This window comes from Microvirga splendida, assembly GCF_016427565.1.
In the GTDB taxonomy this organism is placed as follows: Bacteria; Pseudomonadota; Alphaproteobacteria; order Rhizobiales; family Beijerinckiaceae; genus Microvirga; species Microvirga splendida.
In genome coordinates this window covers 1-25,471 of the sequence record NZ_JAELXT010000038.1, presented here as the reverse complement: position 1 = coordinate 25,471, position 25,471 = coordinate 1, and the positions used below count along the sequence as shown (strand labels likewise).

The following is a 25,471-nucleotide window of genomic DNA, read 5'->3' as shown; positions in this document are numbered from 1 at the left end:
ATCGCCTCCTCAACCCACCTTGACCCGCGACACAAGCAGACGAGCGAGCACGAGCACCGTGAACGTCACCAGGAACAGGATGCAGCCCAGGGCCATGAGCGCGTTCAGCTGCAGGCCGATGGCCTCGTTGAACTCGTTGGCGATCCGCGACGCGATGGTCGAGCCCGGATCGAAGAGCGAGCCCGATAGCCGGTTCGCGTTGCCGACCACGAAGGTCACGGCCATCGTCTCACCGAGCGCGCGGCCGAGGCCGAGCATGATCGCCCCGATGATGCTGACACCGGCCTGGGGCACGAGCACGTTGCGCACCACCTCCCAGGTGGTGCAGCCAATCCCGTAGGCGCTTTCACGCAGCACGGACGGGATCTGGTCGAGAATGTCGCGCGCAATCGAGGCGATGAACGGAATGATCATGATCGCCAGGATGATCCCTGCCGTCAGAATGCCGACGCCGGAGGGCGTGCGCGCATACAGGATCGTGCCGATGATCGGCATTCCCTCGACGATGTTGGAGACGGGGATCTGCACGTACTTGGCAAAGAGGGGCGCGAAGACGAAGAGGCCCCACATGCCGTAGATAATGCTGGGAACGGCCGCGAGCAGCTCGATGGTCGTGGCCACCGGACGCTTGAGCCAGGGCGGGCAGAGCTGGGTCAGGAAGATCGCGATGCCAAGGGACAGGGGCACGCCGATCACGAGGGCAATCAATGCCGTCGTGAGCGTTCCGACGATGGCCACCCAGGCGCCGTACTGGTCTTCGTTGACGTTCCAGACGCTCGACGTGATGAAACTGAGGCCGAACTCACTGAAGGCCGGCCAGCCGCCGTAGATCATCGAGCCGATGATCCCCAGGAGCACGATCAGCACCAGGAGGGCCGATGCGAGGCTTGCGAAGCGGAAGATCCGGTCGAAAGTCGGTGGAGAGAACCGGCGAACAGGGGCATCCGTGCTCGAAACGAGACGTTCTTGCGAGAGAGCTACCATTCGCCGATCCGCTATGTTGGTGAGATCAGGTCAGACTTACTGCTTGTAGACCGGCTGGCCCGAGGCGTTCTTGATCTCGCCGGCCCAGGTGGCACGCACCTGGTCCTTGAGCTGCGCGGGCAGCGGCACGTAGTCGAGTTCGAGCGCCATCTGATCGCCGTTCTTGAAGGACCAGTCGAAGAACTTCAGCGCTTCGGCCACCTGCTCCGGCTTCTCCGGATTCTTGGGAACGAGGATGAAGGTCGGAGCCGTGATCGGCCAAGCCTCCTCGCCGGGCTGGTTGGTCAGCGAGATGCCGTAGCCGGGAGCCGACTTCCAATCGGCGCCGGCAGCAGCAGCCTGGAAGGTCTTGGAGTCGGGCGACACGAACTTGCCGTTCTTGTTCTGCAGCTGGGCGAACGGGATGTTGTTCTGCTTGGCGTAAGCGTACTCGACATAGCCGATCGAGTTCGGCACCTGCTTCACGAGAGCCGCGACGCCCTCATTGCCCTTGCCGCCCTGGCCGACCGGCCACTGCACCGAGGAGCCCATGCCAGGGCCGCTCTTCCAGGCATCGGAGACCTGGGACAGGTAGGTGGTGAACACGTTGGTGGTGCCCGATCCGTCAGAACGGTAGACCGGGGTGATCGACGCGTCGGGGAGCTTCACGCCCTGGTTGAGCTGGGCGATCTTGGGGTCGTTCCACTTGGAGACCTTGCCGTTGAAGATGTCGGCCAGAACTTCGCCCGTCAGCTTGAGCTGGCCGGCGGAAACGCCCTGGATGTTGTAGACGGGCACGACGCCGCCCATCACGGCCGGGAACTGCACGAAGCCGTCCTTCTGGAGGTCTTCACCCTTGAGAGGAGCATCGGTCGCGCCAAAGTCGACGGTCTTGGCCCGGATCTGGCGGATACCGCCGCTGGAGCCGATGGACTGATAGTTCAGCCGGTTGCCCGTCTCCTTGTTGTAGGCCTCGGCCCATTTGGCGTAGATCGGGAACGGGAATGTCGCGCCTGCGCCGGTGATGTCAGCGGCAGAGGCCGTGGTCGTAAGGCTCGCGACGGCAAGGCCGGCCGCAATGGCGAAGGACATGATCTTCACGGTTAAGTCTCCTGTTCATTCAAGCGCAACAGGCGGCGTCAAAACCTTGGACCGTGTCACGCGATGGGACAGCTAGGCCCGACGGATGTCTCCTCTACGACAGTTGGATGACAATTACATGACACCCCCGAAGGATCCCTAAAAGACCCCTTGAGGCGGCCCGATTCCCGGCCTGGGGAATATTGGCCCGATCAGGAGCGGGCCTCGGGAAGCGTCACCGTGAACCGGGCGCCCTGCCCCGGCTCGCTCGCGATGTCGAAATGGCCCCGGTGGCGGTTGACGATGTGCTTGACGATGGCGAGCCCCAGGCCCGTTCCGCCCTTGTCGCGGCTCTGCGCCACATCGGCCCGGTAGAACCGCTCGGTCAGGCGCGGCAGGTGCTCGGGCGCAATGCCAGGCCCGTAATCCTGGACAGCGAATGTGACATGCGGGCCCTGCTCGCCGTGGGAGCTTCCGATGGTGTCGATCTCTATGTCCACCCTGCCGCCGCTCTCGCCATACTTCACGGCATTCTCGATCAGGTTCTCCGCCACGCGCAGAAGCTCGTCGCGGTCGCCGCGCACCAGGATAGGCTGCCCGGGCAGCCTGGCCTGGATGACGACGCCCCTTTCCCGGGCCATGGGCGACAGTGTCTCAATCATCTGCGAGACAATGGAGGCGAGATCGACCGTCTGGGTCGGCGAGAGATGGGCCCGCATCTCGATCCGCGACAGGGACAGAAGGTCGTCGATCAGGCGCTTCATGCGCTCGGCTTGCCCCTTCATGATGTCGAGGAAACGCTCCCGAGCCTTCACGTCGTCGCGCGCCGGGCCCTGCAGGGTTTCGATGAAGCCGAGCACCGAGGCCAGCGGGGTACGCAGTTCGTGGCTCGCATTGGCCACGAAGTCGGCCCGCATGGCCTCCAGGCGGCGGGCCGAGGTGAGATCGCGGAAGAACAGGACGACCCCAGCCTGAACGCCGGTGCTGGGCGCATCAGCCTGGAGGGGACCGATATGCACCTCGAAGGTGCGCTCGGTGGGAACCCGCTCCGAGTATTCCACTTTCAGGGGCTCGCCCTTCTCCAGGACTCTCTGGATGCCATCGAGCACGTCGGGGCTGCGGAGCGCGAAGGACAGGGGATGCCCGGTCTTCAACCCGCCCAGGAGCCCGTAGGCGGCCTTGTTGCCCTCGATGACCACGGCGCGCTGGTCCACCAGAATGACCGGATCTGGGATCTGGGCCAGAACCGCCTCGGCGACGCTCGATGGCTGGGGCTTGCTCGGCTGCGAACGGACCCCGACACCGAGGCTGCGCTTCGGCCCGGCAACCACGAAGCCGGCGAGCATGGCGATGGCGGCCCAGAGCAGAAGCCAGGCATCTCCGCCGCCCCGCACGAGCGCGACAATTACCATGACGAAGCACGTGACCACTGCGGCCCGCAGGGCTGCATCACGCAGGAGTGTGGCGCCCTGGATTCTGGGTTCCGGCGTCGGATCGTCGGGATCGCTCATGGAACGGGAGGTCTCGAAGGAATGGCCCGCCTTCTTTAAGGCAGGCGCCAGCGGGTGTCATCTCCCGCCAAGCTCCGCCTCGGCTACGACCTCATCATCTTCCGGCTTGAATGCGAGCCGGGCCGCCCGGATGCGGTTGCGGATCTCGTAGCCGCCCAGGAGCGCGAGGGCGATCACGAAGGGAACGAGGTAATAGCACAGGCGGTAGAGAAGCAGCGCGCCCAGGACCGGCTCGCGGGGATAGCTCGAGAGGGCGAGCAGGATGGTGGCCTCGAAGACGCCCAAGCCGCCCGGCGCATGGCTTGCCACCCCCAGCATCACCGCGAAGATATAGACGGCCACGAAGGTCTCGAAATTGATACCATGTCCGCCCGGCAGGAGCACGAAGAGAACCCCCGCGCCTGCGCAGACATCGCCGGCGCCGATCAGGATCTGGGCCATGGACAGGCGAAAGCCCGGCAGCTCCAGCTTCCAGCCCTGGATCTTGACGGAGCGGCGCTTCAGCGAAACCCAGACCATGTAGGTGACGACGAAAACGGCGGCGCCCAATCCAACGAGCTGGTTCATCCAGATATGGGTGTAGACGAGGCTCGCCAGCTCGTCGGCCTGGCTGATGAGGCTCCAGGCGAGCACGAGCGCCATACCGAGCCAAAAGGTGACACCTGCGATCACAGTGAGGCTTGCCACTCGTCCCGGCTTCACGCCCTTGGGCGAATAGATCCAGTAGCGGACCGTTCCGGCGGTGAGCAGCGGGAATCCTAGGGTGAAACTCACCGCATAGCTCGTGAATGAAGCCAACGCCGTGGTGCGATAGGGGATCTGCAGCTTGAGCTGGCGTAGCGCAATGGCGTCGTAGCAGGTCAGCAGGCCATAGCTGATGGCGGTGAAGAGCACCGCCAGCCCGATCTGACGCGGGCTGGCCGCCGTGAAGGCGGATTTCAGCTCATTGACGTCGATCTCCGACACCATGTGCCAGAGAACCACCAGAGAGGCGCCGAACAGGAGAATGCTCGCGGCCATCCCGATCCAGGCAAACCGGCGGGAGCGGCGCTCCTTCGGATGGAGAGCTTCGGCAGATGACATTTCCGGCGGTGACACCGGACGGGCGCTCATATCGTTCATGAAAACTGTCAATCAGCCTCGGCGGAGGAAAGGTCGCATCGGGTGCGTGGGCTGTCCTGCATCTAGGCGCTGGCGAGGAGAACCGCCAGACGCAGGCGGCCTTTTAATGGTTTCACAGGACCGGCGCTACTCTTTGCGCCGAGAAAATGCACATTGAGGCCGATGTGGGTTGTCAGCCTCGAAAAAGGCCTACAACAATGCTTCTTAAGCGAAGCCGGATTGTGAGTGACTTTGGCCGTATGGGTGGCCCGGGAGTTCTGCGTGGATTTCAAGGATACAGAAACCCAATATGCCGTTCTGGCGGAGTCTCTGCCCCAACTCGTCTGGTCGTCCCGACCGGATGGCTATGTCGATTATGTCAACCGCCGCTGGCGTGAATTCACGGGCCGCTCAGGCGAGCAGATCCTGGGCGACGGATGGCAGGAATCCGTTCACCCGGACGATCTCGCTGAAGTCCGGGACCATTGGCAGCGCTCCCTCGAATCCGGAGAGGCTTATGAATGGGAACACCGGATCAGGAACGCCGCAGGAGACCACAAGTGGTTTCTGAGCCGCGCGATCCCGATCCAGGACCTCACCGGCAAAATCACCCGCTGGTTCGGTACGAGCACCAATATCGATGAGCAGAAGAAGACGGAGGAAGCCGCCCGGATGCTCGAGAGCCAGTACCGCCTGGCTCTGGAGGCTGCCCATCTCGGAACCTGGCAGATCGATCTGGCCAACAACCAGATCACCTGGGACGAGGAAAGCTGCGCCCTCTACCACCTCCCTCACAACGGATTGTACAGCCTCCCGCTCGATAAGGCCCTGAACATGATCCACCCCGAGGATCGGGAGGACGCGAAGGCGCGGATCGCCGCCGCGGCCGCTCCGGATTCGGACGGCCGGTACGACAACCGCTACCGGGCGCAGCTTCCCGACGGGAGCCTGCGCTGGTTCCGTTCTCACGGGCAGGCCCTTCATGTGAGCGACGGCGGCACGCGCCGCGCCGTCAGCCTCTATGGCGTGATCAGCGACATCACGGAGCGCCACGCTCTCGAGGAGGCGCAGAAACTCCTGACCAGGGAACTCAATCATCGGGTGAAGAACCTGTTCGCCATCGCGAACGGCATGGTGTCGATGACGGCCCGCACCGCCAAGGATCCCAAGGACATGGCCACGGCCCTGCGAGGGCGCCTGAGCGCCCTGTCACGGGCCCACGAGCTGGTACAGCCGTCCTCCCTGGCCGAGCCCGGTGCCGGCACCGACGTCGAACTCTCCCGCCTGATCGAGGCTGTCCTCGAACCGTACAGGCAGTCCGGCCAGAACAGGATTGTCATCGAGGGGCCCAGCGTCGCCGTGGGCTCCAACACGACGACGAGCCTTGCCCTGGTGCTGCATGAGCTTGCCACCAACGCAGCCAAGTATGGCTGTCTCTCCTGCGAGGAGGGCGAGCTCACCATCCGCTGGACGCTCCAGGGCGAAGACGTGGACCTCGTATGGACCGAAAGCGGCGGACCGCCCATCGAGGCCCCTCCAAGCTTCGAGGGGTTCGGCACGCAGCTCTCCCAGAGGAGCATTGCCGGGCAACTCGGGGGCACTCTCGAACGGGAATGGCGGCCGGAGGGCCTGCGCGTTCACATGATCATCCCCGTCAGCCGGCTGAGCGCCTGACCGGCCATGCCTGTGTATCGTCGTGTCCTGGTCCTGGGCGGAGCGCGCTCCGGCAAGAGCCGCACCGCCCTGCAGCTTGCCGAGCAGGCCTCGTCGCAGCGGATCTATGTTGCGACGGCGCAAGCCTTCGACGACGAGATGCGCGAGCGCATCGCGCTTCATCGCCAAGAGCGCGACCGCTCCTGGCAGACGGTGGACGCCCCCTTGGAGCTGCCGCAAGCCGTCCGGGCTCAGACCGGCTCTGGGAAAGCCGTACTCGTCGATTGCCTCACCCTCTGGCTCTCCAACATCGTGCTCGCCGAACGGGACCCGTCCCACGAGGCCGACCGGCTGATCGGCGCGGTTCGGGAAGCCCAGGGCCCTCTCATCCTGGTGTCGAACGAGGTCGGCCAGGGCATCGTGCCCTCGACGCCTCTCGGGCGGTCCTTTCGCGATGAGCAGGGGCGCCTGAACCAGAAGATCGCGGAAGCCTGCGATGCGGTGGTCTTCGTGGCGGCGGGCTGCCCGATCCTGCTGAAGCCGGCCCCTCCGCTGGATCTGAGGCTGGCCTGAACACGCTGAGTTTCAGGGCAGCTTGGCCCTCGCCTCAGCGGTCAGGGCCTCGATCATGGCGGGCGTGGACGGACCTCCGCAGATCGTGAGACGGCCCGGAACGGCAAGGCGCCGCTCGTGCGGCACGGCGGCGGCTAAGGCGGGATGGGCGAACAGAGCCGTGCCGTTGTCGATTGCCCGCAGGGATCCTGCATCGACAAGCATGAAGTCCGGTGGAGCGGTGACAATCGTCTCCAGGCGCACGACACCGCCATGGCTTTGGCCGAGAACCTCCTGGTGGAGCGTGAAGCCCATCTGCATGAGCACCTCGCTCAAAGGCGAACGGGCATCTGTCACCCACCCTCCTCGTTCGTAGACCAGAATGCTGCGCCCATCCGGGACAGCATCCCTGGCTCGATCCAGGGCCGCATCGATCCCCGCGATCAGGGCTTCGCCGCGATCCGCATGGCCGAGCCTGTTCGCCAAGATCCGGATCTGCTCGCGTCCCTCCGCCAGTCCCGACCAAGGCCCAAGCTGGAGAACGTCCAGACCCTGCCGCCTCAGGATGGCCACCCGATCCTGCTGACCGTAGGTGCCGGTCAGAACAAGGTCCGGCTTGCTGAACAGAAGGGCCTCCGCTCCACCCGCGTTCAGGGGCAATTCCGCGGCCTGCTTTGACATGAACGAGACCGAGGGGTCGCGGGAAAGCCGGCTCAAGGATGCGATCTGGTGCCGATCGGCCAGCGCCAGCAGCAACTGGTCCGTGCACAGATTGAGAGAGGCCACCCGCTGCGGCTTTGGCTGAGCCATGGCCGCCGAGACGCCCAAGAGGCAGCCGATCAGAAGACTGAGTCCGACAGAACGGCTGTGACAAGGCATTGAGATCATTCCGCAGCACCCGTGAGTGCCTGCTCACTAAACGCTGTGCCCCTCAGAGCAAAGCAGGTCGCCCCGCTCCATGGCAACCTGAGCAATTTCCTAGGTGCGGCCGAATGACCCGCACGATTTAGAAGACCATTGGCTTCGGAAGCGTTTTCGCACCTGTATTCCCTTAAACACTGGAGAACTCTCGAAGATTATCCCCTGCATACGGATAGTTGCAAAAGGTCGCAGGTGGGAACAAAGTCCAAAACGACCGTTAAGCTGACCCATTCTGGACATATCTGGCACGCACATACTCACCTCACTTGAACGAAGAACAACCGCAAACCTGTCTTGGCAGTGAAGCGGCGCATTTCTAGGGGGCTTCTTCAATATGCAGATTGCTCTGACGGCGTCTGACGACGCATGCCAGCAGAAGGCCATTTGCCTCGATTCCGGAAAGCACGGCAGCTTTCAGGGCCGCCGCACGACTCAGAAACGCACCGCTCTTCAAGGGGGCCAGACCCTGCTCAACCTGACCAGGATGCTCGGCCTTGGCGCCTGCATGACGCTGGCTCTCGGCGCCGCTTCCATGCCCGAATCCGCCACGGCCGCGGAGCAGAAATCCACTCTTCCGGCAGCGTTCGATGCCGGCGCAGATGCCATCAAGGTTCCGGGCCAGCCCGAGAAGCCGCTAGCCGTTTCGTCGGATCCGCTGGAGGCCATCGCCTCCGTGCCGGCGGCCGAGACCAGCCAAGGGGATCTGCAGCGGCAGATCATCCTCTCCATTCCCCTGACCAATCCGCCCGTTGCGCAAGGCAGCGAAGACGACGAACCCGTGTCGCGGGAACTCACCGACTACATGGAATTCGAGGAGATGCGCGTTCCTGTGTGGATCGTCGACACGATCCTGCGCGCCTCCAAGCTGACCGGTGCCGACCCTGTCTACATGATGGCTCTCGCGGACAAGGAATCGAGCTTCCTGCCGGGCAACAAGGCCTCGACATCCTCGGCCGTGGGCCTGTTCCAGTTCATCACGAGCACATGGCTCGAGGTCGTGCGCTCCTTCGGGCCGGCCCATGGCATGATTGCGGAAGCCAAGGCGATCGAGAGCAACGGCGGCAAGCTGTCCGTGGCCGACGAAACCATGCGCGAGCACATCCTCGGGCTGCGCCGCAATCCCTACATCTCGTCTCTCATGGCTGCCGAGATGATGAAGCGCGACAAGGCGAAGATCGAGGGGCGGCTCGGCCGCAAGCTCAGCCGGTCCGAGTTCTACATGTCCCACTTCTTCGGCGTGGACAGCGCCAGCAAGTTCATCGCCCTGGTGGACGACACTCCGAAGAAGAGCGCGCCCGCCGCCTTCCCGGCAGCCGCGAAGTCCAACAAGTCCCTGTTCTTCACCAAGGACGGCAAGAAGACCCGCCAGCTCAGCGTGGCGGAGGTCTACGGCAAGATCGACGACATGATCGACAAGCGCCTCAACCGCTACGGCGACGTCTCGACCCGGGTGGCGGGCGACCTTCCGTTCTGATCGGGAGCCTCCGCCGCTCCCTCCAAGCCAGGAAGGTAAGGCTGCTGCGGGTCCTCCGGGCCGATCTCCGCCCGAGGCGCCAGCCCCGCCGAGGCGGAACTGGTGGGCGCGATGTCGGCGAAGCCGCCTTTGGCCGGCGGGCGCTGCACCTTGGCGATCCGCATCACGATAAAGACGGCAAGGCCCAGTGAAGCCAAGGCGGCATAGATGAAAAGTCCCTGAGGTCCAAGAACCTCCATGGCCAGCGCCCCGAGTAAGGGACCGACGGTTACCCCGGTCGCCCAGGAAAACAGCAGGGTGCCGACGGTGGACACGATCTCCCCCGGCTCGACGATATCGCAGGCATGGGCGACGCAGACCGAGTAGATGCACAGGGCGAGTCCGCCCCAGGCCGCAAACGACCATAGGATCAGCAGGCTTGCGTTCTGCGCGCTGGCCCAGAGGATCAGAAGTGAGACCAGACTCGCCCCCAGGGCCAACCCTGCGATCACGTAGCGCCGGTCGGCGCGATCGGAGAGCCAACCGAGCGGCCATTGCATCGCGAGACTTCCCGCCTGCAGGGCAAAGAGAAGCGCTGCCGCCTGATCCTGGCTCAACCCGATACTGACGCCGAACACCGGCGTGATCGCGACAACCGGGCCATTGACCAGGCCGACCACGAAGGCTCCGACCACAGCGGAGGGAGCCGTAGCGAACAGCTTCCTGACCTCGATCCGGACACCCTGTGGGGCATTCGGCTCCTTGGTCGTGGTCGCCGCGATGGGAAGAAGCGAGAGCGTCATCAACGCGCTCACCGCCATGAACAATCCATCCGTGCGGATGTCACCGAAGCTGATCCCGAGCGGCGACAGCATCAGGGCGACCTTGGTGCAGATCATGTAGATGGAGAGAATCCGACCGCGATGGCTCGATGTCGCGCGGGCACTGATCCAGCCATCGGTCACGGTGAAGATGCAGGCGAGCGTGACGCCCGTCAGTCCCCGCAGCAGGATCCACGCCAGCGTCGAATGCGCCTGCGTCATGGCCAGGATCAGAACGGACACCACCGCCGCCAGGCTGGCAAAGGCCCTGATGTAGCCTACGTGGCGAATGAAGCTCGGAGCAAGAAAGCAGCCTGTCGAGAACCCCACGCCGTAGGCTGCGGCCACGACGCCGATGGATGCGACGGAAATACCCTCCGCCTGCATGCGCAGCGGCATCAGGGCCTGCAGCAGACCGTTTCCGGCCTGGAGCAAGGTCGTGGCGGCCGTAATGGTCCAGATGAGAGCGAGGGAGGAGTTCACGATCGGATCGATGATGCGGGGCGGCAGGCGCGAAGGTCAGCAAGATAGAGAGCAGGCGCCGCTCGAGATCAAGAGTGGATCCGAATTGTATCGAAGTTCTTTAGTCGGTCGGCATGTCCGGCTCTGGGGCCAGACATGCTCGCCGCTGCGTTCAAGGCCCTATTGGCTCGGGCGGTCCTTCTGAAAGCTCGCAAAAAGATAGAAGCCGTTGAAGCGCACACCTTCCATGGCGGCTTTCCGGTCGAAGCCGAGGGGAGCCTCCTGTCCCTGCACCCGGCCGCCGAACTGCCAGTTCGGCTCGGTGACAAAAGGAGGAACCGTACGCTCTTCCGGAACGGCACAGACAAGGCCGTCCGGTTTCGTGCTCCGGAACAGATTATATGAGTACATGTCCTGCTCCTTTTCCTCTCGCGACGAATCGTACCCTGCCGGAAAACAATGACAGGAGTGTGATATTGCAGCGCAGCATCAGCAGAATTTCTTCTTTTTCTGCGCGGAATGGAAGTGGCGCAAAGGGATGATCCTTTGTTAGGCTCTGCCACGCCGGTGAATTGAACCGGAACAAGCAGGGAGCGCGCCGATGATCGTTCAGAGCACCCTTCGCCGAGGCCTCGTGGGTCTCGGCCTCCTGGCCAGCCTGCCTTTCGCTCCGCTGGCATTCGCTCAAGCCGTTGCCCCCTCGCCCGAGGCACCGACCGGCCGCACGCTCAAGTCGGCCGGCACCGCGACGAAGGACATGGTCGCCGCGGCCAATCCCCTGGCGGCGCAGGCCGGCCGGGAGATCCTTGCAGCCGGCGGCAGCGCCGTCGATGCGGCCATCGCCGTTCAGCTTGTTCTCAACCTCGTCGAGCCGCAGAGCTCCGGCATCGGCGGCGGCGCCTTCCTGGTCTTCTGGGACGGCACGACCATGACGACACTCGACGGCCGCGAGACGGCGCCTGCCGCCGCCAAGCCCGAACGCTTTCTTGGCCCGGACGGCAAGCCGATGAAGTTCTACGAGGCCGTGGTGGGCGGCCGCTCCGTGGGTGTGCCGGGAACGCTGCGCCTGCTCGAGACGGCGCACAAGAACTGGGGCAAGCTGTCCTGGCAGCAGGTGATCGAGCCGGCGGCGCGCCTGGCCGAGGAGGGCTTTGCCATCTCGCCGCGCCTTAACGGCCTGCTGACCCAGGAGAAATACCTCCAGAACGATCCGGTGGCCCGGGCCTATTTCTACGAGCCCGACGGCACGCCCAAGGCGGTCGGAACCATCCTGAAGAATCCGAACTTCGCCAGGACGCTGCGCACAGTCGCCGAGAAGGGGGCTGACGCCTTCTACAGCGGCGAGATCGCCCAGGACATCGTGGCGACCGTGACGGGACATCCGACCAATCCCGGCGACATGACCCTCGAGGACCTGAAGGGCTACAAGGTGCAGGAGCGCGAGGCACTGTGCGGCAACTACCGCGTCTACAGGATCTGCGGCATGGGCCCGCCGAGCTCCGGCCAGGTCGCCGTGCAGCAGATCATGGGCGTCCTGGAAACCCAGGACATGGCGGCGATGAAGCCCGGGCCGGAGGCGGCGCACTGGATGGCTGAGGCGGGCCGCCTGGCCTATGCCGACCGCGCCCTCTTCCTGGCCGACCCGGCTTTCGTGAACGTTCCCGTCAAGGGCCTGACCGACCCCGGCTACATCAAGAGCCGCGCCGCCCTCGTCGACCCGAACAAGTCCATGGGCAAGGCCAAGCCCGGCGACCCGCCGTTCCAGAAGACCTTCCTCTGGGGGCCGTCGGACGGAATCGAATACGGCACGAGCCATATCTCCATCGTCGACCGCGACGGCAACGCCGTGTCCATGACCACCACCATCGAGGACGGGTTCGGGGCGCGGGTCATGACGAAGAGCGGCTTTCTGCTCAACAACGAGCTGACGGACTTCTCCTTCGCCACAACGGAGGACGGCAAGCCCATCGCCAACCGCGTTGAGGCCGGCAAGCGTCCGCGCTCGTCCATGGCGCCGACCATGGTGCTCGATGGCAGCGGCAAGCTCTATGCGGTGGTGGGCTCGCCGGGCGGAAGCCTGATCCCCAACTACGTGGCCAAGACGCTCGTCGGTCTCCTGGACTGGAAGCTTGATCCGCAGGTCGCCGCCGATCTGCCCAATATGGGCAGCCGCAACGGACCGACCGAGCTTGAGGCCGGCACCGAGGCCGAAGCCTGGAAGCCTGCCCTTGAGGCCAAGGGGCACGAGGTCAAGCTGATCGACCAGAACTCCGGCATCCATGCCGTCGTTGTCACCCCGGCAGGGCTCGTCGGCGGGGCCGACAGCCGTCGCGAAGGGGTTGCCATCGGCAATTGACAGGTGCCTGGCAGTTCCTGTCAGACAGCTGCTTCCACATTGGAGAAGGTTCGGGTTCCATGCGTATCATCGTCATCGGCAAGGAAGGACAGGTCGCGCGCTCTCTGGCGGAGCGGGCGCGGGCTCACGGCGCGCAGGCCGTGCTCGTGGGCCGCCCCAAGCTCGACCTTGCCGATCCGTCGGGCATCGAGGATGCCCTGGTCGAGACCGGAGGCGACGTCATCGTAAATGCGGCGGCCTATACGGCGGTCGATCAGGCCGAGTCCGCTCCTGAGCTGGCCGAGGCCATCAACGGGATCGGCGCCGGCGTGGTGGCCGGCACTGCGGCCGCCATGAACGTGCCCCTGATCCACATCTCCACCGACTACGTGTTCGACGGCACCGCCGACCATCCTTATCGGGAGGACGACCCGGTCGCTCCGCTCGGCGTCTACGGCGCCTCGAAGCTGTTAGGGGAAGAGGCGGTGGCGGCCGAGGCCGAGAACTACGCCATCCTGCGCACGGCCTGGATCTACAGCCCTTTCGGCAAGAACTTCGTCAAGACGATGCTGCGCTTGGCCGGCGACCGCGACGAGGTCGGCGTCGTGGCCGACCAGCACGGCTCGCCCACCAGCGCCCTGGACATCGCCGACGGCATCATCGCGGTCGGCCGCAACCTGCTGGAGCGGCCCGAGGACAAGAACCTGCGCGGGCTATTCCACATGGCCGGCACGGGCTTCGCCAGCTGGGCGGAATTCGCTACGGAGATTTTCGCCCTGTCGGCTCATCTCGAAGGGCCTTCGGCGAAGGTCCGGCCGATTGCGACCTCGGACTACCCTACCCCGGCCAGAAGGCCGGCCAATTCCCGCCTCGACTGCACCAAGCTTAAAGAGAAGCACGGCGTGGTGCTGCCGCCCTGGCGCTCGTCGCTCGAGCCGTGTGTGAAGCGCCTCATCGAGGAGACCCGCAAGGAATTTCTCCGGGGCAATGTGGGCTGAGCGGGCGAAGGCAGAAATTTTCCGCCAAAAGAAGACGATTGTTCTTTATAAAGAACAGTCGTAGGATCGATGGATGACCCCGCCCAAAGAGCCGCCCCACCGCCTTGAAACCCGCCTCGTGCACGAGGGCAACCAGCGCACGCCCTTCGGGGAGACGTCCGAGGCGCTGTTCCTCACGCAGGGCTTCATCTACGAGAGCGCCGAGAGTGCCGAGCGGCGTTTCCTGAACGAGGAGCCGGGCTACAGCTACAGCCGCTTCTCGAACCCCACAATCGATGCCTTCGAGCAGCGCGTCGCCGCGTTGGAGGGAGCGGAAGCGGCCCGCGCGACGGCGAGCGGCATGGCCGCCGTGACCGCCGCCATGGTGGGCCAAGTCCAGGCCGGCGACCATGTGGTGGCGGCCCGTGCGCTGTTCGGCTCCTGCCGCTGGGTTGTGGAGGATTTTCTGCCCCGCTTCGGTGTGGGCTGCACCCTGGTCGACGGCACGGACCTGAACCAGTGGCGCAAAGCCGTGCGGCCGGAAACCAAGGCCTTCCTGCTGGAGACGCCGACCAACCCGAGCCTCGAGATCGTCGACATCGCGGCGGTTGCGGCCATCGCGCATGAGGCCGGTGCGACGCTCACGGTCGACAATGTCTTCGCGACCCCGCTTTTCCAGAAGCCCCTCGCACTGGGCGCCGACTGCGTCGTCTATTCCGCCACCAAGCATATCGACGGCCAGGGGCGATGTCTGGGCGGGGTAATCCTCGCCTCCACCGAGTTCATCGAGAACAAGGTGCAGCACTTCCTGCGCATGACGGGACCGTCGATCTCGCCCTTCAATGCCTGGGTTCTTCTGAAAGGCCTCGAGACGCTGCCGCTGCGCGTCGAGAAGCAGACGGCCAATGCCGGCTATCTCGCCGATGCGCTTCATGGTCATCCCAAGCTGCGGCGCCTGATCTATCCGGGACGGCCGGACCATCCTCAGGCGGAACTGATCGCCCGGCAGATGAGCGGCCCCTCGACCATGATCGCCCTCGACGTGAAGGGCGGCAAGGAAGGCGCTTTCCGCTTCCTGAACGCTCTCAGGCTGATCAGGATCTCCAACAATCTGGGCGACGCGAAGAGCCTCGTCACTCACCCGGCGACCACCACCCACCAGCGCTTCACGCCCGAACAGCGCGCCGAGATGGGGATCACGGACGGACTCGTGCGTCTGTCGGTCGGACTGGAGCACAGGGACGACCTGCTCGAGGATCTCTCCCGCGCCCTTGACCGCGCCTGAACATCACAAGCGCGTGATACGGAGCCGGGCTGGCCTGGAGGCCGCCGGCTTGCATGCGGGTTGTTTGCCCATCGCCGGACCATTCCGTCGATGGAGCGGCTGCGCTCTCAAGGTCTCAGCACACGATGACCGATGCAGAACATGGACCGGCGAAGTAAAACGCGTCTACGCCAGAGGTCTATATCGCACTCCCTTCCGCACCCCTTGAAGTCATGGGGGAAATGACCCCCCATCCTCTGCGGAATAACGCGTTCCAGCATAAGAAAACGCGATCCTCACAATGTAATGGTTGAGGGAGGAAGCAGTGAAAAAAGACAAAACACCAGCGTCTCAGACTCCGAGTGCATCCAAGCAGTCTCGTCGTCGGTTCCTGCAGGTTGCCGGCCTGGGAGCGGCAGCAACGGTCGCAGCACCTCAAGTCTCCAGAGCCCAGACCACCAACTGGAAGTTTCAGTCCACCTGGCCGAACCGCGACATCTTCCACGAGTTTTGCAACGACTTCGCCAAGCGCGTGAACGACATGTCGGGCGGGCGCCTGAAGCTGGACGTCCTTGCCTCCGGGGCCGTCGTCCCGGCCTTCCAGCTGCAGGATGCGGTGCATGCCGGCATTCTCGACGGCGGCCATGGCGTGGCGGCCTATTGGTACGGCAAGAACAAGGCCTATGCGCTGTTCGGCACCGGCCCGTCCTTCGGCTGGGACGCCAACTCGTTCCTCGGCTGGATGAACTACGGCGGCGGCTACGATCTCTACAACGAGCTGCAGAACCAGATCCTGAAGCTCAATCTCGTCGGCTTCCTGTCGGGTCCGATGCCGGCTCAGCCGCTGGGCTGGTTCAAGAACGAGGTGACCTCGGCTGACGCCTTCAAGGGCCTGAAGTACCGCACGGTGGGCTTGGCCGCCGACCTCAACCGCCAGCTCGGGGCAGCCGTCACCATCCTGGCCGGCGGCGAGATCGTGCCGGCGCTGGAGCGCGGCGTCATCGACGGCGCCGAGTTCAACAACCCGTCCTCCGATCTCATCCTCGGCTTCCCCGACGTGTCGAAGAACCTGATGATGCAGAGCTATCATCAGTCCGGCGAAACCTTCGAGATCCTGTTCAACAAGGCGAAGTACGATGCGCTTCCGGCTGAGCTGAAGGCCATCATCAAGTATGCGTCGGAGTCCGAGTCGGCCGATATGTCCTGGAAGGCGCTCGACCGCTATTCCAAGGACCTCGAGGCCATTCGCGGACGCGGCGTGCAGGTGAAGAAGACGCCGGACTCGGTGCTGCAGGTGCAGCTCGATGCCTGGAACAAGGTCATCGACGAGTTCTCGAAGGATGCGTTCTTCAAGAAGGTGATCGACAGCCAGAAGGATTGGGTCAAGCGCACCTATGCCTACGAGCGCCTGAACGAGCCCTCGCGCGACATGGCCTACGACCACTTCTTCAAGACCACCTGAGGAATGGCCCTCGGGCCCTGTTTCATCCGAGACGTTTCGAACGACGAGGGCGGCACGCATGATGCCGCCCTCGTAGAGTATCGGACCCAAAAGTGGACTTGCACTCTTGGGATCCACCCGATGCTCAATCCCTTAAGCTGCGCATCGTGCGGACCCAGGGGACCGCACGATGCGCTGATGTCCCGCAGGCTTCCAAAAAGGGCCTCGCCCATGCGCTTCGTCTATCTTATCGACCGCATCAACACCTTCATCGGCAAGACCGTCGCCTGGGCGATCCTCGCCCTCACACTCGCGGTCTGCTACGAGGTGTTCTCGCGCTACGTGCTGCGGGCCCCGACCGAATGGGCTTTCGACGCGAGCTACATGCTCTATGGCCTGCTCTTCATGATCGCAGGGCCTTATACCCTGGCGCGCAACAGCCATGTGAGAGGCGACTTTCTCTACCGCAACTGGCGGCCGCGCCGGCAGGCGAGCTTGGACCTCGTGCTCTATTTCCTGTTCTTCTTTCCCGGCATTCTCGCCCTCATCTACGCCGGCATTCCGTTTTCCCAGATGTCATGGATGATGAACGAGCATTCCATGAATTCGCCCAACGGGCCGCCGATCTATCCCTTCAAGGCGTTGATCCCTCTCGCGGGCCTCCTGATGACGTTCCAGGGCATCGCCGAGGTCATTCGCTGCATTCATTGCCTGCGCACCGGCGAGTGGCCGCAGCGGCTGCATGACGTGGAAGAAACCGAAAAGCGCATTCTCGAAGAGGCCGAGCAACAAGGCCTGACGAAGGGGACCATCTGATGCTGGCATCTTGGGGGCTGGGGAATCCCGAACTGGGCGTGGTGATGCTCGGCCTGTTCGTGGTTTTCATCATGTTGGGGTTTCCCATCGCGTTCACGCTGATGGCCCTCGGTTTCGGCTTCGGCTACTTCGCCATGGGCGACATCGTGTTCGCGCTCGTGGTGCAACGGGCCTATTCGGTGATGACGAACGACACGCTCGTCGCCATCCCGCTCTTCGTCTTCATGGGCTACATCATCGAGCGGGCGAACATCCTCGACCGATTGTTCTACTCGATCCAGATCGCCATCGGCGGCCTTCCCGGCTCGCTCGCCATCGCAACGCTGGTCACCTGCGCGCTCTTCGCGACAGCGACAGGCATCGTGGGCGCGGTGGTGACCCTCATGGGCCTCCTCGCCTTCCCGGCCATGCTGAAGGCAGGCTATGACGTGAAGCTGTCCGCAGGCGTCGTCTGCGCCGGCGGGTGTCTGGGCATTCTGCTTCCCCCGAGCGTGCTGCTCATCCTGTACGGCGCGACCGCCGGCGTCTCCGTGCCGAAGCTGTATGCGGGCGCCCTCTTCCCGGGCCTCCTGCTGGCCGCGCTCTACACGTTCTACGTCATCGTGCGCTGCGCCCTCAATCCGGAACTGGCGCCCAAGCTGCCGCCGGAGGAGCGCAAGGTTCCGCTGACGAAGATCGTCTGGGCCCTGGCCACGTCGTTCTTCCCCCTGGCGCTTCTCATCCTGTCTGTGCTCGGCGCCATCTTCTTCGGCATCGCGACCCCGACCGAAGCGGCGGCCGTCGGTGCCTTGGGTAGCCTGCTGCTGGCGGCCGCCTACCGGTCGCTGTCGTTCGACAAGCTGAAGGAATCGGTCATTCTCACCGCCCGCACCTCGGCCATGGTCTGCTGGCTCTTCGTGGGCTCGTTCATCTTCTCGTCGATCTTCGCCTTCCTCGGCGGACATCAGCCGGTGGAAAATTTCGTCACGAGCCTCAACCTCTCTCCATTCTGGTTCCTGATCCTCACCCAGGTGATCATCTTCGTGCTGGGTTGGCCGCTGGAATGGACGGAGATCGTGGTGATCTTCGTGCCGATCTTCCTGCCGCTCCTCGACAATTTCGGCATCGACCCGATCTTCTTCGGCATCCTGATCGCGCTGAACATCCAGACCTCGTTCCTGTCGCCGCCGGTGGCCATGGCGCCGTTCTATCTCAAGGGCATCGCGCCGCCGCATGTGAGCATCAACGAGATCTTCGCCGGCGTGATGCCGTTCCTGTTCCTCGTCATCATCGCCATGATCATGTTCTACACCTTCCCGGACCTCGGCCTATGGCTGCCGCGCTACCTCTACGGCTGAGATCGGAACTCCCATAGCGCCTTCACGTTGGCCTCCTGTTCGTGCCCGAAGGAGGCCAGCATGAAGTGCCAGTTCTGCCACCAGGACGTGGACGATCCCTGCCATAATAGGCAGGAGCTGCAGCAGCGCGCCGCAAGCCTTGTGGACCGGTGCGAGCATGCCCTCCAGGACCGGCAGGGCATGAACTCCGACGCCCGCCGCGGCGACAGTCAGAGCGGCGGTTGATGCGATGTCCGGCAAAGGCGAGGACCGGCCTCAGGGGTTGGCAGAGCAGAGCGTGAACACCAGCATCGTGCATCCCGGCCAGAGCGGCCCGGATCGCGCCGAGCAGGGCAACCGGAGCGTGACAGGAAACGATCAGCGCAAAGGTCTCGAGAAGACCGACCCGGATGCTCCGAGATCAGACGACAGCAACACACCATAGGAGAAAGCCATGGCCTGCAAAGCCCGCGTGAGACCATCCTGGAAGAAGCAGAAGCGTTCGAAGGGCAAGCCTTCGGGATCGCGCAAGGCTCGCGTGACCCAGCGCAGCTGAGCCCGCCAAGATCTCTCGCAAGTTCTCTCGACGGCCCGCCCATGCGGGCCGTTTTGCGTTCGGCGGGAGGAACTGCGATCTGGCCTCCACGTTGGCCCTGCATCCAGCAGCGCAAACGGAGACCAAGCTTATGATCTGCGCATTCTGCCAGCAGGACGTCAACGACCCGTGCCACAACATCCAGGAGATGCAGCAGCGGGCCGAGAGCCATATCGACCGCTGCGAGAACGCCTTCGAGCGGCAGGGCGGCGGCAACCATCCGCAGCGCGCCCCATCGACGGACATTCAAAGCGGCGGCCGTAAGAACTGAGCCGTTCTCAAGGCACAATGGGGAGCCTGAGCTCCCCATTGTGTTTGCCACGCGGCCGAAGACTCCCCTTGATGCGGGCGCGTTCAGCCTGTCCTTTTGCGCGTCAGCAACAGTATATCCGACGACCGCTTACTTCCACGATGCATCGTTACAGAGATGACATCGCAAACATTACATTTGTGCCGCCGCACACATCAGTCATACTTCTCCTCCTTTAAGGATAGACCCGAGATCAACTCGGGAAACTTTGGAGGACACCTCATGCACGCTTCTTCACTCAGCTTCAGGCTTGCCGTTCTGTTCGTCATCGCTGGCATGGCCATGGGCATCGGCATGGCGATGACCCAGAACCACGCGCTCATGCCGGCGCACGCCCACCTCAACCTGCTGGGATGGGTCTCCCTATTTCTGTTCGGCATCTATTACGAGCGCCGCCCTGCCCTCGACACGAGCCGAATGGCAATGCTTCAGGTCGTCCTCTGGTCGCTCGGCACGGTCGTGCTCACGATCGCCGTCGCCGCCATCCATCTCGGCTATCACGCGGCCGATCCGATCGCCGCGCTCGCGTCCCTGATCGTGTTCGCAGCCATGATCCTGTTCGCCTACTTCGTCTTCCGCCCGGCGCGGGATCTCGCTCCCCGTCCGGCAGCCCATCTGACGCCGGCCGAATGAGATCCGATTCGTCGTGATGTGACAGGCTCTCTTGGGCTGACGGATCTGAAAAAGAAAAGCCCCGCCGAAGCGGGGCTTTTTCTTTGAACCTTTGGCGCTCCCTAGGGGACTCGAACCCCTGTTTTCGCCGTGAGAGGGCGACGTCCTAGACCGCTAGACGAAGGGAGCTAGCAAGGTGGAGGCCGCTCGTATAACCACCCTTCTGATTTGCATCAAGCCCTTTTGCTGAAAAAAGCGAAGGCCGACCGGAAATGAGGATGCGGTGAACGACGCGACGCGGCACGAATGGATTTTGGAGGATGGCCTTGCGCCCGAGCGGCTGGACCGGGTGCTGGCGCGGCTTCAGGGCGACCTGTCGCGCAGCCGCCTCCAGGCGCTGATCCGTGACGGTCAGGTGACCGTCGACGGCGCGCCGGTGCTCGACCCCAACCGCAAGGTGGCAGGCGGTGCCCGCATCGGATTGAACGTGCCGCCGCCGGTGCCGGCGGAACCGGCCGGCGAGGTGATGGCGCTCAGCATCGTCTATGAGGATGACGACGTGATCGTCATCGACAAGCCGCCCGGTCTCGTGGTCCACCCGGCGGCGGGGCACGATTCAGGCACGCTGGTGAACGCGCTCATCGCCCATTGCGGCGAGAGCCTGTCGGGCATCGGCGGCGTGAAGCGGCCGGGCATCGTGCACCGGCTCGACAAGGACACCTCGGGCCTGCTGGTGGTGGCCAAGAACGATGTCGCCCATCAGGCCCTCTCGGCGCAATTCGCCGACCATGGCCGCACGGGCCCGCTGGAGCGGGCCTATCTGGCCATCGTCTGGGGCGTGCCCGAGCGCCGGCGCGGGACCGTGGAGGCGGCGCTCGCCCGTTCCACCCACAATCGCGAGAAGATCGTGGTGGTGGGCGAGGAGCGCGGCCGCTATGCCATCACCCATTACGAACTCCTGGAGAGCCTATCCCCTGCACAGCCCATGGCGAGCCTCGTCCGGTGCGAGCTGGAGACCGGGCGCACGCACCAGATCCGGGTGCATATGGCCCATCTCGGGCATCCGCTCCTCGGCGATGCGACTTACGGCTCCGGTTTCAAGACGAAGGCCAACCGCCTCGCGGAGAGGTCGCAGGAGGCGCTCGCCACCCTGAGGCGGCAGGCCCTGCACGCCGCCATCCTGGGCTTTGAGCACCCGCGCAGCGGCGAGTTCCTGCGGTTCGAGAGCCCGCTTCCGGCCGATATCGCGGCCCTCCTGGAGGCCTTGCGGGCAGAAATTTAGCGTCAATCGGTCGCAAAAGTCGGCCACGCTGGCACCCTTGCGATTCTGATGCGTTCACCACGTCTTGAAGCCTGACGCCTCTATTCGGACAAGGTTGAACCGCTTATAAGAAGGTTGGCGGCCAGCCATGGAGGGGGCCGCCTCAGGCTTGCCTCACGGTGAGGGAGCCAAAGGAGGAGAGACTATGGCTACAGCGCTTCCGGTGCTTGCCAATGAAGGAGGCCTTTCGCGCTATCTCGACGAGATCCGTCGCTTCCCCATGCTCGAGCCGCATGAGGAATACATGCTCGCCAAACGCTGGCGTGAGCATGGAGATCGCGAAGCCGCCCACAAGCTCGTCACATCCCACCTGCGTCTGGTCGCCAAGATCGCCATGGGCTATCGCGGCTATGGCCTGCCGATCGGCGAAGTGGTGTCCGAAGGCAATGTCGGCCTGATGCAGGCCGTCAAGCGCTTCGAGCCCGACAAGGGCTTCCGCCTCGCCACCTATGCCATGTGGTGGATCAAGGCGGCCATTCAGGAATACATCCTGCGGTCCTGGTCCCTCGTGAAGATGGGCACCACGGCGAACCAGAAGAAGCTGTTCTTCAACCTGCGCAAGGCCAAGGGCCGCATCTCCGCCTTCGAGGAAGGCGACCTGCACCCTGACAACGTCAAGCAGATCGCCACCCAGCTCGGCGTGACCGAGCAGGACGTGGTGGACATGAACCGCCGCCTCGGCGGCGACACCTCCCTCAACGCCCCCCTGCGCGACGAGGGCGAAGGCGGCGGCGAGTGGCAGGATTGGCTCGTCGACCAGGGCCAGAGCCAGGAGCAGGTGCTCGTCGAGGAGGAGGAGGGCCAGAACCGCCTGAAGGCCCTGCGCAACGCGCTCTCCGTGCTCAACCCGCGCGAGCGCCGCATCTTCGAGGCGCGCCGCCTGTCGGATGACCCGATCACCCTGGAGGAGCTCTCCACGGAGTTCGGCGTCTCCCGCGAGCGCGTCCGCCAGATCGAGGTACGCGCCTTCGAGAAGATCCAGGAAGCGGTCAAGAAGAACCTGACCCAGATCGAGACGTCGTCGGCCGACGCCTGACGCCTCAAAGGCAAGCTCCCCTCAAAGGCGAGACCCAACGAAAAAGCCGCGCATGATGCGCGGCTTTTTGCTGTCCAGTGTCTGCTTTCAGCCTATTGCCACTGGCTGAAGGCATCGTTGATGATCTGCTCGCCGGAGCCGCCCTTCTCGAAACTGAGAATGGCGCGCTGGCCCGAAGCCATGCGCACCGGCAGGTCGATCCAGTTGCGGCGCACGAACAGCTGCGTGTTGCGCGCAATATCGGCCTGCAGGTTGGACAGGCCGATGAGGAACAGGTTCTCGCGCACGGGCACCGGCAGGCCGGCGACCGGGGTGCCGCGGGCGGCCTCCTCGCTCTTGAACTGCAGCAGCCCCACGTCCCGGATCACCCGGTTCGTATCGCCCTCGCGGGTGGTGAAGGTGAGTTCGACCGTGTGGGACGCCGGCAGCGTCGTGTCGAGATTGCGCCGCAGGACCATCTTCATGGCGAGCCCGGCATCCGGCACGTCCACATTGGCGACCACGGCCCGCTCCAGCGGCTGGCCCTGCCCCGGATTGACGTCCTCGAGGCGCCACGTCACGCGTCCGACCTGCGCCTTGGGCGCCGAGGGATTGGCGGGATCCTCTTCGTAGAAGACCGCGCGCTGCGCAACGCCCGTCTCCTGGCGCGGCGCCGGGTTGGGAGCGGCTGCGGCAGCGGGCGGCGCCTGGCCGCCCACGCGCTCGTTGATCTTGGAATCGGCGGGCGGCGCTGCTGGCGCCTCGGCGACCGGGGTCTCGGGAGCGAGGTCCTCGGGCCTGTCGCGCCACAGGAAGGCGAAGGCCGCAATGGCTGCGATCACGAGCGCCAGGACCGAGCCGAACACGATGGTGCGCGCACGCCCCTTGCTCTGCATGGCCGGATGAGGCCGGCTGTCGATCTTGGGCCGGGACACCGCCGGCTCGGCATAGGAATCCTCGAACTCGTCATCCCGGGCCGGCTGGGGAGCCGGGGCCCGCAGGCCGTGGACCGAGGCGGCGCCACGGGCGCCCTCGGGCGCGGGCCGAGCCGGCGGCTCTTCATCAGGCAGGGTCGGGGCGGCATCGGGATCGAACCCGGCCAGCGGCGCATAATCCGCCTCGACCCGGTCGATGGCCGCGTCGAGGGAGCGGCTCTCCTGCTGGATCTCCGCCTCCGAAAGGGGCGGGTTGAGCGAGCGCAGCTGCGCGACCAAGGCCGTGCGGGCCCGCTCGTAGACGGCGTGCCGCGTGTCGGGGTTCTGCTCGGGCAAGCCTTCGACGGCCCGAGCGATGAGAGGGTAATAATCTGCCATTTCTCTTCGGAATGGACCCGCCGAGGCCCTGCCGTCAACCCTCAAACGGGTTCTTCATGAGGATTGTGTCGTCACGCTCCGGCGAGGTGGAGAGAACTGCGACGGGCGCGCCGATCAATTCCTCGATGCGGCGGACATACTTGATGGCCTGCGCCGGCAGGTCCGCCCAGGAACGGGCGCCCGCAGTCGAGCCGCTCCAGCCCTCGAACTCCTCGTAGATCGGCTCGACGCGGGCCTGCGCGCCCTGGCTCGCCGGGAAGTAGTCGATGGTCTCGCCATCGAGCTTGTAGCCGACGCCGATCCTGATGGTCTCGAAGCCGTCGAGGATGTCGAGCTTGGTGAGCGCGATGCCGTCGATGCCCGACGTGCGCACGGTCTGGCGCACGAGCGTCGCGTCGAACCAGCCGCAGCGGCGCTTGCGCCCCGTGACCACGCCGAACTCCTTGCCCTTCTGGCCGATCAGCTCGCCGGTCTCGTCGAAGAGTTCGGTCGGGAACGGCCCCTCGCCCACGCGGGTCGTATAGGCCTTGGCGATGCCGAGCACGTAGCCGACGGCTCCGGGACCCATGCCCGAGCCGGTCGCCGCCTGGCCGGCCACCGTGTTGGACGAGGTGACGAAGGGATAGGTGCCGTGATCGACATCGAGCAGCGCCCCTTGAGCGCCCTCGAACAGGATGCGCTTGCCGGCCCGGCGTTCCTCGTCGAGGAGGCGCCACACGGCGTCCATGTAGGGCAGCACCTTCGGGGCGACCGAGGCCAGCTCCTCGTAGATCTCCTCGGGCTTGAATTCGGCGAGACCGAAGCCGCGGCGCAGCGCATTGTGGTGCGTGAGCAGGCGGTCGATCTTGTCGCGCAGCGACGAGAGATCGGCCAGATCCATGAGGCGGATGGCACGGCGGCCGGCCTTGTCCTCGTAGGCCGGGCCGATGCCGCGCTTGGTGGTGCCGATCTTGGTGCCGGCGCTGCCGCTTTCCCGAAGGGCATCGAGCTCGCGGTGGATCGAGAGAATGAGCGTGGCGTTCTCGGCCACGCGCAGGTTCTCGCGGCTGATCGAGACGCCCTGCTCGCCCAGGCGCTCCACCTCGCCGGCCAGCGCATGGGGGTCGAGCACCACGCCGTTGCCGATGACCGAGAGCTTGTTGGGACGCACGACGCCGGAGGGCAGGAGCGAGAGCTTGTAGACCTTGTCGCCGATCACGAGGGTGTGGCCGGCATTGTGTCCGCCCTGGAACCGCACGACCACGTCCGCCTGTTCGGACAACCAGTCGACGATCTTGCCCTTGCCCTCGTCGCCCCATTGGGCGCCCACGACAACCACGTTCGCCATCGCCTAAACCCTCACATGAAAAAGCCCCGGCGCAAGGCCAGGGCTGGGTAAAAACCTTGCAAACCCTCATGGTGGATCATGCGCCTCAGGTCAAGGCGGAATGAGCCCTGCATCCCCGCATCATAAACACCGGAAAGGCGGGAATGTGGTTTTGCATGTTCGGCCTTGGATTCGAACTTATTGAAGAGCCAGCACCTTGTGGCCCGCAGCGGGTGCTGCGAGCCTGAAGGGTTGATCGAGGGTGGCGCGTCGGGCAGCCCGGCTCGATGTGGTGTTGGTAAGTGAGAGCCAGACTGCTCGTCACGCGCGGTT

Annotated in this window: 25 protein-coding genes and 1 tRNA gene; 15 read left to right on the top strand and 11 right to left on the bottom strand. The window is 64.6% G+C overall.

Annotated elements, in window-relative coordinates; translation table 11 throughout:
• Positions 1 to 9 precede the first annotated feature (9 nt).
• From pstC to JAO75_RS21955, 4 genes are all read right to left on the bottom strand, one after another.
• Entirely contained in the window at positions 10 to 984 is a 975-nt protein-coding gene (pstC, locus tag JAO75_RS21970; RefSeq protein WP_199051347.1) for a phosphate ABC transporter permease subunit PstC, read from the bottom strand.
• 36 nt (positions 985 to 1,020) lie between these two features.
• Entirely contained in the window at positions 1,021 to 2,064 is a 1,044-nt protein-coding gene (gene pstS / locus JAO75_RS21965) for a phosphate ABC transporter substrate-binding protein PstS (protein ID WP_199051346.1), read from the bottom strand.
• A 191-nt stretch (positions 2,065 to 2,255) separates the two neighbouring features.
• Positions 2,256 to 3,554 (bottom strand): ATP-binding protein, encoded by a 1,299-nt coding sequence (locus tag JAO75_RS21960; protein ID WP_199051345.1) that lies wholly within the window; start codon positions 3,552 to 3,554, stop codon positions 2,256 to 2,258.
• A 57-nt stretch (positions 3,555 to 3,611) separates the two neighbouring features.
• Positions 3,612 to 4,676, bottom strand: a complete 1,065-nt coding sequence (locus JAO75_RS21955; RefSeq protein ID WP_199051344.1) for a lysylphosphatidylglycerol synthase domain-containing protein — start codon at positions 4,674 to 4,676, stop codon at positions 3,612 to 3,614.
• Positions 4,677 to 4,937: 261 nt separating this feature from the next.
• Here JAO75_RS21955 and JAO75_RS21950 point away from each other — a divergent pair, with 261 nt between their 5' ends.
• Positions 4,938 to 6,329 (top strand): PAS domain-containing protein, encoded by a 1,392-nt coding sequence (locus JAO75_RS21950; RefSeq protein WP_199051343.1) that lies wholly within the window; start codon positions 4,938 to 4,940, stop codon positions 6,327 to 6,329.
• Between the two features lie 6 nt (positions 6,330 to 6,335).
• A complete protein-coding gene (cobU, locus tag JAO75_RS21945) occupies positions 6,336 to 6,881 on the top strand; it encodes a bifunctional adenosylcobinamide kinase/adenosylcobinamide-phosphate guanylyltransferase (RefSeq protein ID WP_199051342.1) in 546 nt (181 codons plus the stop codon).
• A 12-nt stretch (positions 6,882 to 6,893) separates the two neighbouring features.
• Here cobU and JAO75_RS21940 read toward each other — a convergent pair whose 3' ends face one another.
• Entirely contained in the window at positions 6,894 to 7,670 is a 777-nt protein-coding gene (locus JAO75_RS21940; protein WP_246742650.1) for an ABC transporter substrate-binding protein, read from the bottom strand.
• Positions 7,671 to 8,115: 445 nt separating this feature from the next.
• On the opposite strand from JAO75_RS21940, the gene JAO75_RS21935 reads away from it, so the two are divergent.
• On the top strand, positions 8,116 to 9,255 hold the full coding sequence (locus JAO75_RS21935) for a transglycosylase SLT domain-containing protein (protein WP_199051340.1): 1,140 nt from the start codon (positions 8,116 to 8,118) through the stop codon (positions 9,253 to 9,255).
• Here JAO75_RS21935 and JAO75_RS21930 read toward each other — a convergent pair.
• Positions 9,210 to 10,538, bottom strand: a complete 1,329-nt coding sequence (locus JAO75_RS21930; RefSeq protein WP_199051339.1) for an MFS transporter — start codon at positions 10,536 to 10,538, stop codon at positions 9,210 to 9,212. The genes JAO75_RS21935 and JAO75_RS21930 overlap by 46 nt on opposite strands.
• A 159-nt stretch (positions 10,539 to 10,697) precedes the next feature.
• The gene (locus tag JAO75_RS21925) at positions 10,698 to 10,928 is read right to left on the bottom strand and encodes a hypothetical protein (protein ID WP_199051338.1); all 231 of its coding nucleotides are present in this window, start codon (positions 10,926 to 10,928) and stop codon (positions 10,698 to 10,700) included.
• Between the two features lie 190 nt (positions 10,929 to 11,118).
• On the opposite strand from JAO75_RS21925, the gene ggt reads away from it, so the two are divergent.
• From ggt to JAO75_RS21875, 10 genes are all read left to right on the top strand, one after another.
• Entirely contained in the window at positions 11,119 to 12,873 is a 1,755-nt protein-coding gene (gene ggt, locus JAO75_RS21920; RefSeq protein WP_199051337.1) for a gamma-glutamyltransferase, read from the top strand.
• A 59-nt stretch (positions 12,874 to 12,932) separates the two neighbouring features.
• Positions 12,933 to 13,850, top strand: a complete 918-nt coding sequence (rfbD, locus tag JAO75_RS21915) for a dTDP-4-dehydrorhamnose reductase (protein ID WP_199051336.1) — start codon at positions 12,933 to 12,935, stop codon at positions 13,848 to 13,850.
• Between the two features lie 73 nt (positions 13,851 to 13,923).
• The gene (locus JAO75_RS21910; RefSeq protein WP_199051335.1) at positions 13,924 to 15,114 is read left to right on the top strand and encodes an O-succinylhomoserine sulfhydrylase; all 1,191 of its coding nucleotides are present in this window, start codon (positions 13,924 to 13,926) and stop codon (positions 15,112 to 15,114) included.
• A 304-nt stretch (positions 15,115 to 15,418) separates the two neighbouring features.
• Entirely contained in the window at positions 15,419 to 16,555 is a 1,137-nt protein-coding gene (locus JAO75_RS21905) for a twin-arginine translocation signal domain-containing protein (protein WP_199051334.1), read from the top strand.
• A gap of 177 nt (positions 16,556 to 16,732) precedes the next feature.
• On the top strand, positions 16,733 to 17,350 hold the full coding sequence (locus tag JAO75_RS21900) for a TRAP transporter small permease subunit (protein ID WP_425523212.1): 618 nt from the start codon (positions 16,733 to 16,735) through the stop codon (positions 17,348 to 17,350).
• Positions 17,350 to 18,687 carry a TRAP transporter large permease gene (locus JAO75_RS21895; protein WP_199051333.1) on the top strand — a complete coding sequence of 446 codons (1,338 nt, stop codon included), beginning with the start codon at positions 17,350 to 17,352 and terminating at the stop codon, positions 18,685 to 18,687. Before JAO75_RS21900 ends, JAO75_RS21895 begins: the two co-directional genes overlap by 1 nt.
• Positions 18,688 to 18,747: 60 nt before the next feature.
• The gene (locus JAO75_RS21890) at positions 18,748 to 18,912 is read left to right on the top strand and encodes a hypothetical protein (RefSeq protein WP_199051332.1); all 165 of its coding nucleotides are present in this window, start codon (positions 18,748 to 18,750) and stop codon (positions 18,910 to 18,912) included.
• A gap of 52 nt (positions 18,913 to 18,964) precedes the next feature.
• Complete coding sequence (locus JAO75_RS21885; RefSeq protein WP_199051331.1) at positions 18,965 to 19,111, top strand: hypothetical protein; 147 nt, start codon at positions 18,965 to 18,967, stop codon at positions 19,109 to 19,111.
• 241 nt (positions 19,112 to 19,352) lie between these two features.
• Positions 19,353 to 19,532 carry a hypothetical protein gene (locus JAO75_RS21880; RefSeq protein ID WP_199051330.1) on the top strand — a complete coding sequence of 60 codons (180 nt, stop codon included), beginning with the start codon at positions 19,353 to 19,355 and terminating at the stop codon, positions 19,530 to 19,532.
• Positions 19,533 to 19,793: 261 nt separating this feature from the next.
• Positions 19,794 to 20,204: a cytochrome b family protein gene (locus JAO75_RS21875; protein WP_199051329.1), complete on the top strand. Its 411-nt coding sequence runs from the start codon at positions 19,794 to 19,796 to the stop codon at positions 20,202 to 20,204.
• A gap of 92 nt (positions 20,205 to 20,296) precedes the next feature.
• Here JAO75_RS21875 and JAO75_RS21870 read toward each other — a convergent pair.
• Positions 20,297 to 20,372: transfer RNA gene (locus tag JAO75_RS21870), tRNA-Glu, on the bottom strand.
• 94 nt (positions 20,373 to 20,466) lie between these two features.
• Between JAO75_RS21870 and JAO75_RS21865 the strand changes: the two genes are divergently transcribed.
• Complete coding sequence (locus JAO75_RS21865) at positions 20,467 to 21,465, top strand: RluA family pseudouridine synthase (protein ID WP_199051328.1); 999 nt, start codon at positions 20,467 to 20,469, stop codon at positions 21,463 to 21,465.
• Positions 21,466 to 21,649: 184 nt separating this feature from the next.
• Complete coding sequence (rpoH, locus tag JAO75_RS21860; RefSeq protein WP_199051327.1) at positions 21,650 to 22,540, top strand: RNA polymerase sigma factor RpoH; 891 nt, start codon at positions 21,650 to 21,652, stop codon at positions 22,538 to 22,540.
• Between the two features lie 92 nt (positions 22,541 to 22,632).
• On the opposite strand, the gene JAO75_RS21855 is transcribed toward rpoH, so the two are convergent.
• The 3 genes from JAO75_RS21855 to JAO75_RS24690 all read right to left on the bottom strand — a co-directional run.
• The gene (locus JAO75_RS21855) at positions 22,633 to 23,832 is read right to left on the bottom strand and encodes a histidine kinase (RefSeq protein ID WP_199051326.1); all 1,200 of its coding nucleotides are present in this window, start codon (positions 23,830 to 23,832) and stop codon (positions 22,633 to 22,635) included.
• Positions 23,833 to 23,866: 34 nt separating this feature from the next.
• A complete protein-coding gene (locus JAO75_RS21850) occupies positions 23,867 to 25,159 on the bottom strand; it encodes an adenylosuccinate synthase (protein ID WP_199051325.1) in 1,293 nt (430 codons plus the stop codon).
• An 11-nt stretch (positions 25,160 to 25,170) separates the two neighbouring features.
• Positions 25,171 to 25,471, bottom strand: a 301-nt coding sequence (locus JAO75_RS24690) for a hypothetical protein (RefSeq protein WP_210340359.1), incomplete at its 5' end; no start/stop codon positions are given.

Coding starts and splice junctions, on each gene's coding strand:
- pstC (WP_199051347.1), bottom strand. CDS start 984: ATGGTAGCTCTCTCGCAAGAACGTCTCGTTTCGAGCACGGATGCCCCT.
- JAO75_RS21960 (WP_199051345.1), bottom strand. CDS start 3,554: ATGAGCGATCCCGACGATCCGACGCCGGAACCCAGAATCCAGGGCGCC.
- JAO75_RS21955 (WP_199051344.1), bottom strand. CDS start 4,676: ATGAACGATATGAGCGCCCGTCCGGTGTCACCGCCGGAAATGTCATCT.
- cobU (WP_199051342.1), top strand. CDS start 6,336: ATGCCTGTGTATCGTCGTGTCCTGGTCCTGGGCGGAGCGCGCTCCGGC.
- JAO75_RS21940 (WP_246742650.1), bottom strand. CDS start 7,670: ATGGCTCAGCCAAAGCCGCAGCGGGTGGCCTCTCTCAATCTGTGCACG.
- JAO75_RS21935 (WP_199051340.1), top strand. CDS start 8,116: ATGCAGATTGCTCTGACGGCGTCTGACGACGCATGCCAGCAGAAGGCC.
- JAO75_RS21925 (WP_199051338.1), bottom strand. CDS start 10,928: ATGTACTCATATAATCTGTTCCGGAGCACGAAACCGGACGGCCTTGTC.
- ggt (WP_199051337.1), top strand. CDS start 11,119: ATGATCGTTCAGAGCACCCTTCGCCGAGGCCTCGTGGGTCTCGGCCTC.
- rfbD (WP_199051336.1), top strand. CDS start 12,933: ATGCGTATCATCGTCATCGGCAAGGAAGGACAGGTCGCGCGCTCTCTG.
- JAO75_RS21910 (WP_199051335.1), top strand. CDS start 13,924: ATGACCCCGCCCAAAGAGCCGCCCCACCGCCTTGAAACCCGCCTCGTG.
- JAO75_RS21900 (WP_425523212.1), top strand. CDS start 16,733: ATGTCCCGCAGGCTTCCAAAAAGGGCCTCGCCCATGCGCTTCGTCTAT.
- JAO75_RS21895 (WP_199051333.1), top strand. CDS start 17,350: ATGCTGGCATCTTGGGGGCTGGGGAATCCCGAACTGGGCGTGGTGATG.
- JAO75_RS21890 (WP_199051332.1), top strand. CDS start 18,748: ATGAAGTGCCAGTTCTGCCACCAGGACGTGGACGATCCCTGCCATAAT.
- JAO75_RS21880 (WP_199051330.1), top strand. CDS start 19,353: ATGATCTGCGCATTCTGCCAGCAGGACGTCAACGACCCGTGCCACAAC.
- JAO75_RS21875 (WP_199051329.1), top strand. CDS start 19,794: ATGCACGCTTCTTCACTCAGCTTCAGGCTTGCCGTTCTGTTCGTCATC.
- rpoH (WP_199051327.1), top strand. CDS start 21,650: ATGGCTACAGCGCTTCCGGTGCTTGCCAATGAAGGAGGCCTTTCGCGC.
- JAO75_RS21855 (WP_199051326.1), bottom strand. CDS start 23,832: ATGGCAGATTATTACCCTCTCATCGCTCGGGCCGTCGAAGGCTTGCCC.
- JAO75_RS21850 (WP_199051325.1), bottom strand. CDS start 25,159: ATGGCGAACGTGGTTGTCGTGGGCGCCCAATGGGGCGACGAGGGCAAG.